The organism is Archaeoglobus sp. (assembly GCF_017656475.1).
Lineage (GTDB): Archaea > Halobacteriota > Archaeoglobi > Archaeoglobales > Archaeoglobaceae > Archaeoglobus.
The window spans coordinates 85,820-99,549 of sequence record NZ_JACDNT010000001.1 but is presented as its reverse complement, the minus strand read 5'-3'; the positions used below and the strand labels follow the sequence as shown (position 1 = coordinate 99,549).

Below are 13,730 nucleotides of genomic sequence, written 5' to 3'. Positions count from 1 at the left end.
AGTAAAGATTTTTAAGCATTCTTATCAAGGTTTATCATGGGTGCAGATATTGGCGACCTCTTTGAGAGGGAAGAGGTCGAGCTTGAGTACTTTTCCGGAAAGAAGATTGCAATCGATGCGTTTAACACTCTTTACCAGTTCATCTCGATTATAAGACAGCCTGACGGTACACCGCTAAAGGATTCGCAAGGCAGGATTACATCTCACCTTTCTGGAATTCTTTACAGGGTTTCAAACATGGTTGAGATTGGAATAAGGCCAGTATTCGTGTTTGATGGAGAACCTCCGGATTTCAAGAGGGCTGAAATTGAGGAGAGGAAGAAAAGGAGGGCTGAGGCGGAGGAGATGTGGGTTGCAGCGTTGCAAGCGGGAGACAAAGAAGCGAAGAAGTATGCGCAAGCTGCAGGAAGAGTTGACGAGTATGTTGTCGAATCTGCAAAGACGCTTTTGAGCTACATTGGTATTCCATATCTTGATGCTCCCTCAGAGGGAGAAGCTCAGGCAGCGTACATGGCAGCAAGGGGGGATGTGGAATTTACTGGAAGTCAGGATTACGACTCTCTCCTTTTCGGAAGTCCGAGGCTGGCGAGAAATCTTGCCATAACTGGAAAGAGGAAGCTCCCCGGAAAAAATGTGTATGTTGATGTTAAGCCTGAGATAATAATTCTTGAAGAAAATCTCAGAAGACTCGGTTTGACGAGAGAGCAGATTGTAGATATAGCAATTCTTGTCGGCACGGACTACAACGAGGGTGTGAAGGGCGTTGGTGTGAAGAAGGCTTTGAACTACGTCAAAACTTACGGAGACATTTTCAGAGCGCTCAAAGCACTGAAAGTGAGCATACCATATGTTGAGGAGATAAGGAACTTTTTCCTAAACCCTCCCGTTACTGATGACTACAAGATTGAGTTCAGGGAGCCCGATTTTGAGAAAGCAATTGAGTTCCTCTGCGAGGAGCATGACTTCAGCAGGGAGAGGGTTGAAAAAGCCCTGGAAAAGCTGAAGGCGTTGAAGTCCACTCAGGCTACTCTTGAAAGGTGGTTCTGATGCACGAAAAAGATCTGGATTACCAGGTTGCTGTCATAACTGTATCCACAAGCAGATACGAGAAGTATGGTGAAGTCAAGGGTGTGGAGAACATACCCGAAGACGATGCTTCCGGGAAGCTGCTTGTGGAAAGCTTCGATGCCTCACTCTACTTTCTCGTTCCTGACGACGTTATGCTGATAAGAAAGGCTGTCTTTGAGGCTCTTGAAGAGGCTGACGTTTGCATGATTACTGGTGGCACTGGCTTAAATCCGAAAGATGTTACAGTTGAGGCTGTGGAGCCGCTTTTTACGAAAAAAATTGATGGTTTCGGGGAGATTTTCAGAATGCTGAGCTATCAGGAAGTTGGATACTCTGCAATCCTCTCAAGGGCAACTGCAGGTATTGTGGGAGATAAGGTCATCTTCTGTCTTCCCGGCTCAAGCAAGGCTGTCAGGCTGGGGATTGAGATCATCAAAGGCTCGTTGAAGCACATTTTAAGTCACGCTAAGGGGATGAGTTGAAGAAAATCCCTTTTTTCTTCGTCAACCTCCTCGAACCGCAGAAGGGACAGTAGAGGTTTGGGATGTGGAGCGGGCCTGAGTAGCTCGTTGTTCTCCTCACATTGAGGTCAAACTCTGAACCGCACCTCGCGCAGTAGATATTCTCAAGCTTGGTCATACTGCTATTTCTCACGACTGGATTTATCTCTTTCTCAGCACTATGTATATTCCCAAAAGCACCAACCCGGAACCGGCAAGGGTTTTGATAGTTAGGGGTTCTGAAAGCAAAACGCTGCCCGCTATCAAGGAAACCACCGGGATGGCGAGCAGGAATACTGATGCTCTCGACGCCTCCTCTTTTTCGAGAAAGTAATACCAGCCGAGATATCCAAGAAAAGTCGAGAATATCCCAAGGAAAACTATTGAGGCTATAAGTGCCGGGTCATTTTGCAAGGAAAGAATTGATTGGGGGAGGAATGGGTAGAGCGGAATTGCTCCCAGAATCATCGCGTTGCTGGTCAGAGTTACGGGGTCGTACTTTGAAAGCAGGCTCTTCCCGAAGGTTGTGTAGATTGCTGCAGCTATTGTGCTTATCATGACAAGCGCTATTCCGTAAATGTTGTCGTATGATGGGTCAGATATTACAGCAACTCCGGCAAAAGCAAGTATGGTTCCGAAAACCTTACTGTATGTTATCTTCTCATTCAGAAAAATTGCGGAAAGAAATAGAACGAAGATGGGAGCGAGAGCGATTACAACGCTCGCTACTCCTGATGAGATGTAAACCTCTCCGAGATTGAGGAAGATGTGGTAAACAGAAACGCCAAAGATTCCAAGAGCAAAGACCTTTGGCAGATCATCCCACCTAATCCTTTCTCATTTGATGATGAGCAAGGCAAACAGGACATTTGCAATGGCAAATCTTAGAGATGCGACTGAAATTGGTGAAAGGTATTTTACAGAGTACTTTATGGCCGTAAAGGCCAGTCCCCAGAAGATTATGGTTGAGGTGAGGACGATCCACTTTTTCATGGCCTTTGAGCGAGGGAGAGGTTAATGAGCTTTTCAGTGGAATTGTCGAAAAATCTTAATAAAAAATTTAATTTAATTTAAAATAGGTTAAAAATCAAGTTACCGCCGCAGCATCCACAGCCACACACGCCTTGTCGTAAATCATGCCGAACTTCCATTTGGCCTCTGAAATCAAGACCAAATCCACTTTGCCATTATTTACGAATTCATCACCAAGAGAAAGAGTCACTGTGGTGAAACCGGAAGGATAAACTCTGCCGTAAACCTTCTGCCAGTCATTGGTGTTGTAGTTCCACGCGTAGATTTCGAGCCCATCGTTTTGATCAGCAACCGTAAGTCTGATGTTTGCAGAATTTTGCACGTTAAATCTCAGGTGAATTGTGGCATAGTTCGGATTTCCCGCATACGCCTTGACACACTGCTCAACGTAGCTTCTATCAGCACTTGAAAGCTTCTCCATCTCTTCAGCATCAAGCATTTTTTCCTTGTCGATAATCGGTGCTCCGTAGTTTATTGGCTTCCAGGAAGGCCCGGCAACATCTCCCTCAGTGTCTTTCCATGCCTTGTCCAGCCCGACTGTTTGGCTTTCAGCTTCAATCTTCCAGTGAGCCCACGGATCTGTGTACATTCCATAAAGGCTCCACAGTTCCAGATTGGTCAGATCGAACAGTGTTCTTGTTGCAGCCACCGGTATATTTTCATCTTCGCCGTAATAGCCGTAGTTTGGTGGGTGGAGATAATCTATAAGCTCCTTTCCCTTCTCAACATCAATACTTCCGTAATTCTCCAAAATCAGGCTCGTGAGAGTCTCGTACCTCCATAGCGAGTCCTTAACGGCGTAGCTTATGGTGGAGTACATCTCGGGAACGATGTAGTGGTTCGCCAGAACAACCAGATCGTCCTTGTCCTCAATCTGCCTCGGTAAGTCGTAGGACATGGCCCAGTCAGGATACTCGTAGTCCATGTACCTGACAGCAAACTTATCTGCCGAAACTTCAAGCACCGCTCCACCCCTCTCCCTTCCCTGTCCGTCTCCAACTACGTAGAGCCATGGAACTCCTCTCTTGGAGCCCTTGACCATGTTAACGGCATCACTTAGCTCATCTGCGTACTGAACAACCTGTCTTGCAGTGAGCAAGCATCCCATTCCTGAAACAAACGGCTCTGTGTCCATAGCGGGAACCATGTCCATTCCTATGGCGATTCCTGCTGAGCTCATCGCAGCGGTCACCCCCACGAATCCGGGAGCAGAGACACTCACGAATCTGTGCCCCTTTTCAGGATACTGCTCTATAAGCATTGCAACCTCATGGAAGACTTCCGGATTGAACATGAAGCTCCTTCCCATCAGAACTCTTCCGTCAGAAGTGGCATCGTCCATGGCTACGAAGCCGTCACATGCAATTCCTTCTTTGTCCTGCCACGCGACAATTGGCGTGGCTATCGGATACGCTATACTCAGTATGACGTCGAACCCCATATTCAGAAGTAGAACATCTTCGTAGCTGACATCGTAACCAGCATCACTTGCACCGTCCGCAATACCTTTCATCTCCTCAATGAACTCTGAAGGGACATGCTTCTCGTTCTTCTTTGCAACCTCCTTTCCCAACTCCAAAAGGCCCGGAATCAGGTCTTCCGGAATGTCGTAACCTTCAAGGACAGTTTTAACGAACTCCTTAGTCATTCTTTCAACCTGCTCTCCGGCAAGGCAGCCGTGCTGGTAACCCATTTCGTATGGGGTGCCCTCGAGGTGCATCAGATATTTACCATTTCCTAAATCTGCGATGTATCCTTTACCACAACTCTTCACAACTTCATATCCACTGGCAGTACCAACTGCCAGGCATAGAAGCAAGGCGGCAAGTATGTACGCCTTCATGAATGCTTAAAGATATTAAACAATATAAATTTTTTTAATGAAATAATTGTAATAATTATGAGCAACTAATTAATATCAACCTAATATTATAGACAAAAAACAAAAAATTAGATTTTGTTCTCAAGAATCTTGACTATAACTTCATCTCTTGGCGTTGCGGCAATTCTCGCAACCTTCTGTGGGTCATGTCCCTGGCAGATTGCAAGAAGCTGGTTGTAGTCGAAAACAGGAATGCTGTAATCAATCATCCCAAGTTTTCTCATCTCCTCCTGAGCTTCATCCATCCACATAAGGCATGTGATGCATGAGACGACAATGCAGTCTGGATCAACCTCTTCCTTCATTGAATCGAGCTTCAGCTTGAGGAATTCCAGTGCAGCCCTTCTGTTATTCCTTGCGTAACCTCCAGCCCCTCCACAGCACTGCTTGTCTCTTGTAAAGGTTGGAACCTCAGCCCCCAGTGCTCTTGTCAACTCCTTAAGAACCTGTGGGTTTTCAGGATCGTCAAAGCCGAGGATTTTGCTCGGCCTGATCGTGTGGCAGGGTACCTGCACAACGGCCTTTAAACCCTTCATTGAGTATTTCAGGCTGCTTTTTATTTTGTCAACTCCTATAGTATTGTAAAGGAAGTCTGTTATGTGCTTGGTGTCACTCTTTCCCTCATACTTTGCCCCAACCTTTGACAGGAACTTCTCGTTGATTTCCTGCAGCTTTCCGTTAATGAGCTTGTGTCTGCTCATTTTCAGCGTTGAGTAGCAGCTTCCGCACTGAACAACCATGTCCACCCCCATTTTTTCCGCTATTGAGTAGTTCCAAGCTCCGACAGCAAGTGCAGCTTCTTCATCTGCTGACCAGAAAGTTCCGTAAGCGGGACAGCATGCAGCTCCTTCAAGGTCAACAACCTCAACACCAAGTGATTCAAGTGAGACTCTTATTGCCTTTTCATTGTCAGGCCTCAAAGCTGGCATGTTGCATCCCAAGAAAAGTCCGACTTTCATGTTCACCCCTCCATTATCCCAAACATGTATCCGTGCTCCTTCACAACTCTGGTTTCTCTCAGCAGCTGTCTGAACTTCTCCAGCAAATCTTCTCTCGTCGCGACAGTCTTTATCTCCGGCAGATCAAGTTCCTCTCTCATCGGATTTACCACGTTCTGAGTGTGACCTCTCTCGTAAATCTCAGTCAAAGTTTGCGGGATGTAGGTTTCGTCCTCCAAGCACTGCCATCTTCTTATAGCGAGAACGATTTCAAACGGCCTCGCATCTCTCGGACAGCGCTCCTCACAGCCAGTGCATGTTACACACATCCAAGGACTCTCATCTTCTATTAGCACTTCAGCCAGCCCCAGCTTGGCGATGTGAATCAGTCTTTTCACACTAAGCGGTTCATCAGCTATGCCAGTTGGACAGTCAGCTATACAGGTCCCGCATTGGTAGCATTTCAACAAATCTTCTCCTCCAACCTCAACAATTTGCTTTACGAGTTCGGGATCTCTCTCCTCTTTCAGGTTAATGGGCATGCTACCACCCCTTCACGCTTCCTCAAGTAATCTTGATAACTCATCATACCTGAACACCGGCCCATCCCTGCAAACGTAAATGCTCTCAAGCTTGCACTTTCCACACTTGCCAATTCCGCACTTCATTCTCCTTTCAAGTGTTGTGTATATCTGATCCTCCTTGAAGCCTAAATCCTTGAGCACTCCGAGAGTTATTTTTATCATTATCGGCGGACCGCAGGTAATAGCAATCGTGTCCTTTGGATCTGGCTTAATTCTCTTCAAGTTGTCCGGCACGAATCCAACAAAGTATGGCCAGTCAGGTTCCTGGTTGTCTATGGAGAGTTCAACATTGTAACCCTGCTCCTTAAGCTCGAAGAGCTCATCCTTGTAGCACAGGTCTCTGGACGTTCTCGCTCCGTAAACGATCGTGAGGTCTCCGTAATCTTTCTCGTTGTCGATAACGTATTGGTAGATTGATCTCAAAGGAGTCTGACCGATACCACCACCGATGGTGATTATGTTCATTCCCTTCCATTCTTCAAGCGGGAATCCTCTGCCCAAAGGCCCTCTTATCCCCACAACATCTCCGACCTCCATTTCGTGCAACTTCGTCGTCACCTTTCCTGTCTTGAGAATGCTGAACTCAAGGTCGGGACGAGTGGGGGAGTTGGCAATGGTGAACCAGCTCTCACCTCTCCCGAAGACTGAAACGAGGCATCCTTGTCCAGACTGGTAGTCAAACCTCTCTCTCCCGATAAGCCTGATTTTGAATGTCTTTATCGGCCTCACTCCCTTCACTTCATCTCGAATCTCCACAATTTCAGCTTTATATGGCAAATACGGATTTTTCATTGGTTCATCAAAAACGGAACTCATTGTTTCACCTCCGACGGAATATTGTTGATTACTTCAGCAATGTCTATACCCACAGGACATCCTGCAATGCACCTTCCGCATCCCACACAGTAAAACTCTCCTTTCCTGACAAGCATGTAATAGAACTTGTCATAGAATCTGTTTCTCAACCTCTGCCATTTCTCCCTTCGTGGATTGTGGCTTGAACTCTCAAGTGTGTGCAGAGGGAACTGACAGCTATCCCAAGCTCTTATTCTGACACCCTTAAGTTCCCCATCATCGAATATGTCGAAGCAGAAGCAGGTTGGGCAGAGGTACGTGCAGGTTCCGCAACTCACGCAGTTTTCTGCAACCTCTTTCCAGTAGTCGCTGTTAAAGACTTCTGCCATCCTCTCCTTCAGATTCTCCGTGTTTACACTTCTGACAAATGAGCTGAGCACTTTCTGCTCCAGCTCCTTCTTTCTGCTTATGTCTTCATCGCTCGCATCGCTTAGATTAAATTTTGAAGCTACAACTTCTCCTTTTTCGCTCTGAATCTCCACAACCTGCTTATCACCCAGGTCTGTTACGATGATATCCGCGTAATTACTCTTGAATGGACTCAAACCAACACTCGTGCAGAAACAGTAATCGCCAGCCTCGTTGCAGGCGTAGCCAACAACAAGCAGATTCTTCCTCTTTGCCTCATAATACGGATCGGTGATGTCCTCAAGAAATACCCTGTCCATGAGCCTTAATCCCTGTATGTCGCATGGCCTGATTCCAACAATGGCAGTTTTGTCTGCCTGAGCAGGAATTTCTTCAACCCACTCGCCATACTTTATCAGAACCTCATTTTCAGGGAAAGTTACATCCTTCGGTGACTTCTTGGTGTTTATGTAATCAAAATCGACCTCATCGGCATTTTCAACAGCCTTGAAAACGTGATAGTTCTTCTCCTTAACTGGAGCATAAACCCTGTATCCGTCATCGAGCAGTTTTGCAACAACATCCTTCAGGAAATTACCAGCGTAGACTTTCATCAGCATCACCCCTCTGGAAGAATGTCAAGCTTTGAGAGGAACGGTATCTCCTCATCTGGGCTGTAGTTGAACACCTCGTAAACGACCTTCTTGAGCTTCCTCTCCAGCTTAAGCAGCGGCAACTCCATCGGGCAGGCTCTCTCACACTCTCCGCATCCAGCACACCTTCCTGCGTGGTGCAGCACCCTTATAAGATGATACACCATGTTGTCGGACGCACTTACCGTCTTTCCGAGAACTCTTGGATAGGCAGCCTTCTCTTCAGCCGGAGTCATAGGTGAAACTGCAAGGTTGGATGGATCCACAAGACATTCTTCGCAGTAGCAGAGCGGGCATACCTGCCTGCATGCGTGGCAGCGTATGCATTTGCTGAAAACATCCATCCAGTAGCTCCACCTTTCTTCTCTGTCAAGCTTTTCGAACTCTTCTATGTCTGAAAAGTCCAGCTTTCCCTCTCTCGGCTCTCCGATTAACACGTCATAGTCTTTAGGAGTGGGCTGCTCACAGTAGAGGCAGTTCTCAAAAATGACCTCGCTGAACGGAATCCTCTGCTCCTCTCCATTAGCTTTAACGATAACTTCATCACCGACAAGCTCGACACTCTCGATTTCTGGAAGGCGGAATTTGACGGCGTTCCTGAACTTCCTGTAGTCAATAACTCCCGGGCAGGAAATACCGATGATGTATAGTCTGTTCCTTTCAATCTTTTCTTCCTTCTCAAGCTGCTTTAGTGCTCTTGCATCGCAACCCTTCGCAATCACCGCAATCTTACCATCGGTCTTCATCAGATCCATCACGATTCTTGCAGGATTGTTGAAGGAAAGAGGTGAGTATGACAGTCTGTCAATCTCATCGGGCTTGAGAACTTTCAGAACCTCTCTCGGCTCGCCCTGCTTTTTGACAAAGCCGACTATATAGCTGACGTCATCAGGAAGCTTCCTGCACTCTTCCTTAATTTTTTCAAGAGTTTCGGAGTTCATTCTATCTTCCTCCTCAACTTTTCTTGTGGCCCCATCTCCTTAATCTTCTCCGTAAAAGCAGTCATTTCTTCTGCAAACAGCTTTCCCTCGGAAGCAGAGGCCCATAGAAGCTTGAACCTCTCATCATCAAAACCGACGAACTTCAGCAGTTCCTTCAAAAGTATGTATCTCTTCTTGGCGTAGTAGTTTCCGACAGTGTAGTGGCAGTCTCCCGGATGGCAGCCTGCTATAACAACACCATCAGCTCCCTGTCTGAATGCCCTCAGAACCCATCCGGGGTTTACCATTCCTGAACACATCACTCTGATTATCTTCACATTGTCTGGATATTTCAGCCTGCTCGTTCCTGCCAAATCCGCACCGGCATAGCTGCACCAGTTACATGCAAAAGTTATGATTTTGGGGTCAAACTCCATGCACATCACCTCGCCAGTATCGCATCTACCTCTTCCAGCGCATCAACCATGTCCTTAATCTGGTTGAACGTGAATCCCTTAACGACTATCGCAGCCTTTGGACAGGTGGCGCTGCAAACACCACAGCCAAGGCAGACTGCTTTGTTCACTGCAGCCTTACGCTCCACTCCTGCCCTCGTCTCGTACTCTGTTATCTCGATTGCGTTAACCGGGCAGGCTTTGACGCACATTCCGCATGCATCGCACCTCTCCCTGACGACTTCTGCCTTGGTTGCCTCCATGATTATCTTATCCTTGGTGAGGACTGTCAGAGCCCTTGAGACGGCAGCGTAGGCGAGGGAAATCGTCTCGGGTATCAAACGTGGACTGTGAGCGATTCCCGCCAGAAATACACCCTCAGTAGCGAAGTCAACTGGACGGAGCTTCGGATGAGCCTCAAGGAAGAAGCCGTTGGCGTCGAGCGGAACCTTGAGGAGCTTCGAAATCTCCTCGTTTTCATCGTTGGGGACGGTTGCAGCACTCAGAACCACGTACTCCGGCTCAGCGATGATTGTATCTTCGAGAATTTCGTCGTAAAACTCCACAACAAGCCTTCCGTCCTCAACTCTCACTTTCGGCGGATTATCTGGGTCGTAGCGGACAAACACGACTCCCTTCTCCGCTGCCTCCTTGTAGTACTTCTCAAGGAATCCGTATGTTCTTATGTCTCTGTACAGAATCATGACGTTAGCATCCGGATTGAGCTCCTTCAGCTTGAGAGCGTTCTTTATCGCAGTCTGGCAGCATATCCTGCTGCAGTACGGCCTTTCCTCATTTCTACTTCCCACACACTGGATCATTATCACGTCATTCGGAACATCCTTGTTGATGAGCATGTGCTCGAATTCAACCTGCGTTACAACTCTGGGATGCTCGCCGTAGAGATACTCCTTCGGTTTGTACTCCTTGGCTCCAGTAGCGACGATAACAACGCCATGCTGAACTTCCTCAACACTTTTTTCAGTCACTATCCTGCTCGTGTAGTTTCCGACGAAGCCTTCAATGCTTTCAACTCTCGCATTCTTGTAAACCTTGATTAGCGGGTTGCTCTCAACCTTTTCAACAAGCTCCCTCAGCAGCTCCTGTGGGTCTTTGCCGTCTATGGTGTAGTATATGTGCTGCAAATTGCCACCGAGCTTCTCTTCCTTCTCAACCAGAAATGTCTCGACTCCCTGATTTGCAAGTTCCAGAGCAGCGGTCATCCCTGCAAGCCCACCACCGATAACAAGCGCTTTCTTCGTTACATCTACCTCTATGTACTGAAGCGGCTCAAGGTCTCTTGCCTTCGCGACACCAGCAGCCACAAGCTCCATTGCCTTCTTAGTGGCTCTTTCCTTATCTGTGTGCACCCAAGAGCAGTGCTCTCTTATGTTCACAAACTCGAACAGGTATGGGTTTAGCCCAGCTTCTCTAAGCGTGTTCCTGAAAAGCTGCTCGTGTGTTCTGGGGGTGCAGGCAGCGACAACAATTCTGTTCAGGTTGTAATCCCTTATTGCCTGCTTGATCCTCTCCTGAGAATCAGCGGAGCAGGTGAAAAGCAGGTGATCGGCAAATACAACGTCATCAAGCGTTTTGGCGAATTCCGCAACTCTCTCCACATCAACCACCGAAGCGATGTTTATACCGCAGTGGCAGACGAACACACCAATTCTTGGTGGCTCTCCGGTAACATCCCTCTCTGGCGGGTACTCCTTCTTTGTTATCAGCTTCCCTCTCTCGGAGGCGATTATACTTGAGGCCTTTGCTGCTGCGCTGCTCGCCTGAGCCACGCTTTCCGGAATGTCCTTTGGCTCTGACGCAACACCAGCGACGTAAATTCCGGGCTTCGATGTGGAGATTGGGTTAAATGAGTCGGTCTCAACAAAACCGTACTCGTTGAGATTGATGCCGAGATTCTCGGCATACCTCTTCATGTCTTCTGGTGGTTCGAAGCCAACTGAGAGGACTACAAGGTCGAACTCCTCTTCATGGCTCCTCCCATCCTTTTCATACTTTAGAAGCAGGTTTCCGTTCTTCTTCTGCATTACAACAGAAACTCTCCCTCTGTGGTACTTCACCCCATACTCCTCTTCAGCCCTCTTCGCATACTCTTCAAAGCCTTTACCAAACGTTCTGAGGTCCATTATGAAGATGTGAATCTCAGCATCAGGAATGTGCTCCTTTGCAATGATTGCGTGCTTTGTTGCATAGGTGCAGCAGACAGATGAGCAGTACTCATTAGTTTTTGCATCTCTGCTACACACACACTGAATTATACCAATCTTTTTCGGCTCTTTACCATCAGAGGGGCGAGCTACATGTCCCTCAAACGGACCGGTTGCTGAAAGCAGCCTTTCGAACTGAATGCTTGTTATAACGTTCGGGAAAACTCCGTATCCGTACTCCTCTCTCTTAACCGCGTCGGCAAGCTTCCCTCCGGGAGTCAGGATGATTGTGCCAACGTTAATGGTGATTTCCTCTTCTTTCTGGTTGTAGTCAATGGCTTTAGCGACACAGACGTTCTGGCAAATTCCACATCCGATACACTTGCTTTTATCAATTGAGTAAACCTTGGGGACTGCCTGCGGGTAGCGGAGGAAGATGGCAGAGCGATAGCTCAAACCCTCGTTGTACTCATCAATCGCACTCACCGGACAGGCTTCGCTGCACGCTCCACAACCTGTACACTTAACCGGGTCGACGTAGAGTGGCTTTTTCTTAATCTTAACCTTGAAGTCCCCCGCTTCACCCTCCACTCCTACAAGCTCAGCGTTGTTTATTATCTCAATGTTCTCGTGCCTCCCCACCTCGTTGAGCTTCGGTGAGAGGATGCACATCGAACAGTCGTTGGTAGGGAAGGTTTTGTCAAGCTGGGACATCCTCCCGCCGATTGCCGGAAGTTTTTCAAGCAGATAAACCTTGAATCCGGACTCCGCCAGGTCTAAGGCAGACTGAATCCCAGCAATTCCACCTCCAATAACGAGAACCGCACCGACTGGCATCTTTTCACCCCTTTGCAGATACTACAACTTCTTCATCAATTTCAAGTTCGACAAGCCCTTTCCTCTTCATTTCAAGAATAGCGTCAAGAACTTCTCTGTAGGTGAGACCTGTTCGGCTAACTATCTCAGAAACTTTCGCCCCACCATTCAAGTTTTTCGAGATGATTGAGAACTTTATCGCCTTATCAGCAGCGTCTTCGAGTACTTTCAGATATTGTTCATAGTCGATTTTTTCTCCATAAACGTTGCCATCTTCGACTATTCCTCTCATTCTCGCAATTATCGCCCTCAAATCTCTGTTAAGTAAGGCATTTTTGAGATCATCAGCATTCTTTACAGCATCGAAGTTCTTTGCTTTAAGCTCGTTAATTGCATCCTCAAAGTTCCCTTCAACAACTTTAACTCTCTCTCCATCCTCACCGAGTTTTTCCAGCATCATCCTGACCGCCTCTGCCTTATACTTCGCCTCTGCACTTCCGGGATAGTTTCTGCAGTCACTCCCGCATGTTGAAACCACAACAGCTCTTGCTCCTCTCTCAAAAACTTCTGCAATCAGGTAAGGGTCGAGCCTTGCAGAGCAAAGGAGGGATATTACCGTAGCATCGTAATCCTTACCCTTCTCAACGTTTCTCCTGCATGTGAAAACCACAACGTCTTTCACGTCGACGTCAAGGAGTCCCTCATCCGTGAACTTCTTTGCAGTCATTGATATGGCTTTGGTTATGCATGAGGCAGAGCAGAGCCCACAAACCTTGCACTTTCCAACCATCACTGGTACTCCATCTTTCAACTCCAGAACATCATGAGGGCACACGTAGATGCATATTCCGCAACTGATGCATTTGTTATAATCAACCGATATAGTCTTTGGAGCGCTATCCGGCATGGAAGGGAGTTGTTTTCAAGTATTTAAAGTTATTTGAATTTGACCAATTGACATTTGAGCAGACTTGTGGATAACCAATAATAAATAAAGCCATTAGCCTTCTGCGTTAACTAAACCGGAAAACTTACCTTAAACTTACCTTATCTTTTGCCCAAGATTTTTCGCAAAAGCCAGCAGGAAGCCGAGGGCGTACTGCACATCTGCGTCTCTGAGATACTTCAGCGCTTCAACAATTCCTGCTGGCTCGAACTCCTTTATCTTTTTGAAGGCTTCGAGAACGTTCTCCACTGTCGCTACTATCTCGTCATCTACTGACAGAGCTAAAGTAAGCAGAAATTCCAAATTCCTGGTTGCAACCTCCTGCACATCCTTGTCAATAAACTCCTCTGGCAGTCTTTTCTTCGCAAGAACTGCACGTGACATATCAACGAGCTTGTCAACAACTCCGCTGTTCTCTAAGTAAATCAGCTTGTCAACCGCCTTAAGGATGGCATCTCCGTTTTCTGCAAGCTTCTCCATCGGCTTTGTCAGCACTTCCACAGCTTTTGCCTAGTAGTCGGCAATCATGGTGTCGACTATATGGCTAAAATTTAAGTTTTGCCTTTAC

Annotated in this window: 15 protein-coding genes; 2 read left to right on the top strand and 13 right to left on the bottom strand. The window is 47.2% G+C overall.

Annotation, left to right across the window (positions count from 1 at the left end):
• Positions 1-36: 36 nt before the first annotated feature.
• Together fen and H0Z19_RS00545 are read left to right on the top strand one after the other, a co-directional pair.
• On the top strand, positions 37-1,047 hold the full coding sequence (gene fen, locus H0Z19_RS00550) for a flap endonuclease-1 (RefSeq protein ID WP_290722767.1): 1,011 nt from the start codon (positions 37-39) through the stop codon (positions 1,045-1,047).
• Positions 1,047-1,550, top strand: coding sequence for a MogA/MoaB family molybdenum cofactor biosynthesis protein (locus H0Z19_RS00545; protein WP_290722766.1), 504 nt, complete (start codon positions 1,047-1,049; stop codon positions 1,548-1,550). Before fen ends, H0Z19_RS00545 begins: the two co-directional genes overlap by 1 nt.
• On the opposite strand, the gene H0Z19_RS00540 is transcribed toward H0Z19_RS00545, so the two are convergent.
• The 13 genes from H0Z19_RS00540 to H0Z19_RS00475 all read right to left on the bottom strand — a co-directional run bounded on the left by H0Z19_RS00540 (position 1,534) and on the right by H0Z19_RS00475 (position 13,657).
• Positions 1,534-1,707: a hypothetical protein gene (locus H0Z19_RS00540; RefSeq protein WP_290722765.1), complete on the bottom strand. Its 174-nt coding sequence runs from the start codon at positions 1,705-1,707 to the stop codon at positions 1,534-1,536. The genes H0Z19_RS00545 and H0Z19_RS00540 overlap by 17 nt on opposite strands.
• Positions 1,708-1,730: 23 nt before the next feature.
• A complete protein-coding gene (locus tag H0Z19_RS12005) occupies positions 1,731-2,360 on the bottom strand; it encodes an EamA family transporter (protein ID WP_365892135.1) in 630 nt (209 codons plus the stop codon).
• 45 nt (positions 2,361-2,405) lie between these two features.
• Entirely contained in the window at positions 2,406-2,561 is a 156-nt protein-coding gene (locus H0Z19_RS00525) for a hypothetical protein (RefSeq protein WP_290722763.1), read from the bottom strand.
• 94 nt (positions 2,562-2,655) lie between these two features.
• Entirely contained in the window at positions 2,656-4,443 is a 1,788-nt protein-coding gene (locus H0Z19_RS00520; protein ID WP_290722762.1) for a C45 family peptidase, read from the bottom strand.
• Between the two features lie 107 nt (positions 4,444-4,550).
• A complete protein-coding gene (locus tag H0Z19_RS00515; protein WP_290722761.1) occupies positions 4,551-5,441 on the bottom strand; it encodes a CoB--CoM heterodisulfide reductase iron-sulfur subunit B family protein in 891 nt (296 codons plus the stop codon).
• Between the two features lie 2 nt (positions 5,442-5,443).
• Positions 5,444-5,962 carry a 4Fe-4S dicluster domain-containing protein gene (locus H0Z19_RS00510; protein WP_290722759.1) on the bottom strand — a complete coding sequence of 173 codons (519 nt, stop codon included), beginning with the start codon at positions 5,960-5,962 and terminating at the stop codon, positions 5,444-5,446.
• Between the two features lie 12 nt (positions 5,963-5,974).
• On the bottom strand, positions 5,975-6,820 hold the full coding sequence (locus tag H0Z19_RS00505) for an FAD/NAD(P)-binding protein (RefSeq protein WP_290722757.1): 846 nt from the start codon (positions 6,818-6,820) through the stop codon (positions 5,975-5,977).
• Complete coding sequence (locus H0Z19_RS00500; protein WP_290722756.1) at positions 6,817-7,821, bottom strand: 4Fe-4S dicluster domain-containing protein; 1,005 nt, start codon at positions 7,819-7,821, stop codon at positions 6,817-6,819. Before H0Z19_RS00500 ends, H0Z19_RS00505 begins: the two co-directional genes overlap by 4 nt.
• 5 nt (positions 7,822-7,826) lie before the next feature.
• Complete coding sequence (locus H0Z19_RS00495; protein ID WP_290722755.1) at positions 7,827-8,801, bottom strand: Coenzyme F420 hydrogenase/dehydrogenase, beta subunit C-terminal domain; 975 nt, start codon at positions 8,799-8,801, stop codon at positions 7,827-7,829.
• Positions 8,798-9,223, bottom strand: coding sequence for a hydrogenase iron-sulfur subunit (locus H0Z19_RS00490; protein ID WP_290722754.1), 426 nt, complete (start codon positions 9,221-9,223; stop codon positions 8,798-8,800). The genes H0Z19_RS00495 and H0Z19_RS00490 overlap by 4 nt, the downstream gene beginning before the upstream one ends.
• Positions 9,223-12,237, bottom strand: a complete 3,015-nt coding sequence (locus H0Z19_RS00485) for a CoB--CoM heterodisulfide reductase iron-sulfur subunit A family protein (protein ID WP_290722753.1) — start codon at positions 12,235-12,237, stop codon at positions 9,223-9,225. Before H0Z19_RS00485 ends, H0Z19_RS00490 begins: the two co-directional genes overlap by 1 nt.
• Positions 12,238-12,241: 4 nt before the next feature.
• Positions 12,242-13,123: a hydrogenase iron-sulfur subunit gene (locus H0Z19_RS00480; protein ID WP_290722752.1), complete on the bottom strand. Its 882-nt coding sequence runs from the start codon at positions 13,121-13,123 to the stop codon at positions 12,242-12,244.
• A 135-nt stretch (positions 13,124-13,258) separates the two neighbouring features.
• Positions 13,259-13,657: a DUF1641 domain-containing protein gene (locus H0Z19_RS00475; RefSeq protein ID WP_290722751.1), complete on the bottom strand. Its 399-nt coding sequence runs from the start codon at positions 13,655-13,657 to the stop codon at positions 13,259-13,261.
• Positions 13,658-13,730 lie beyond the last annotated feature (73 nt).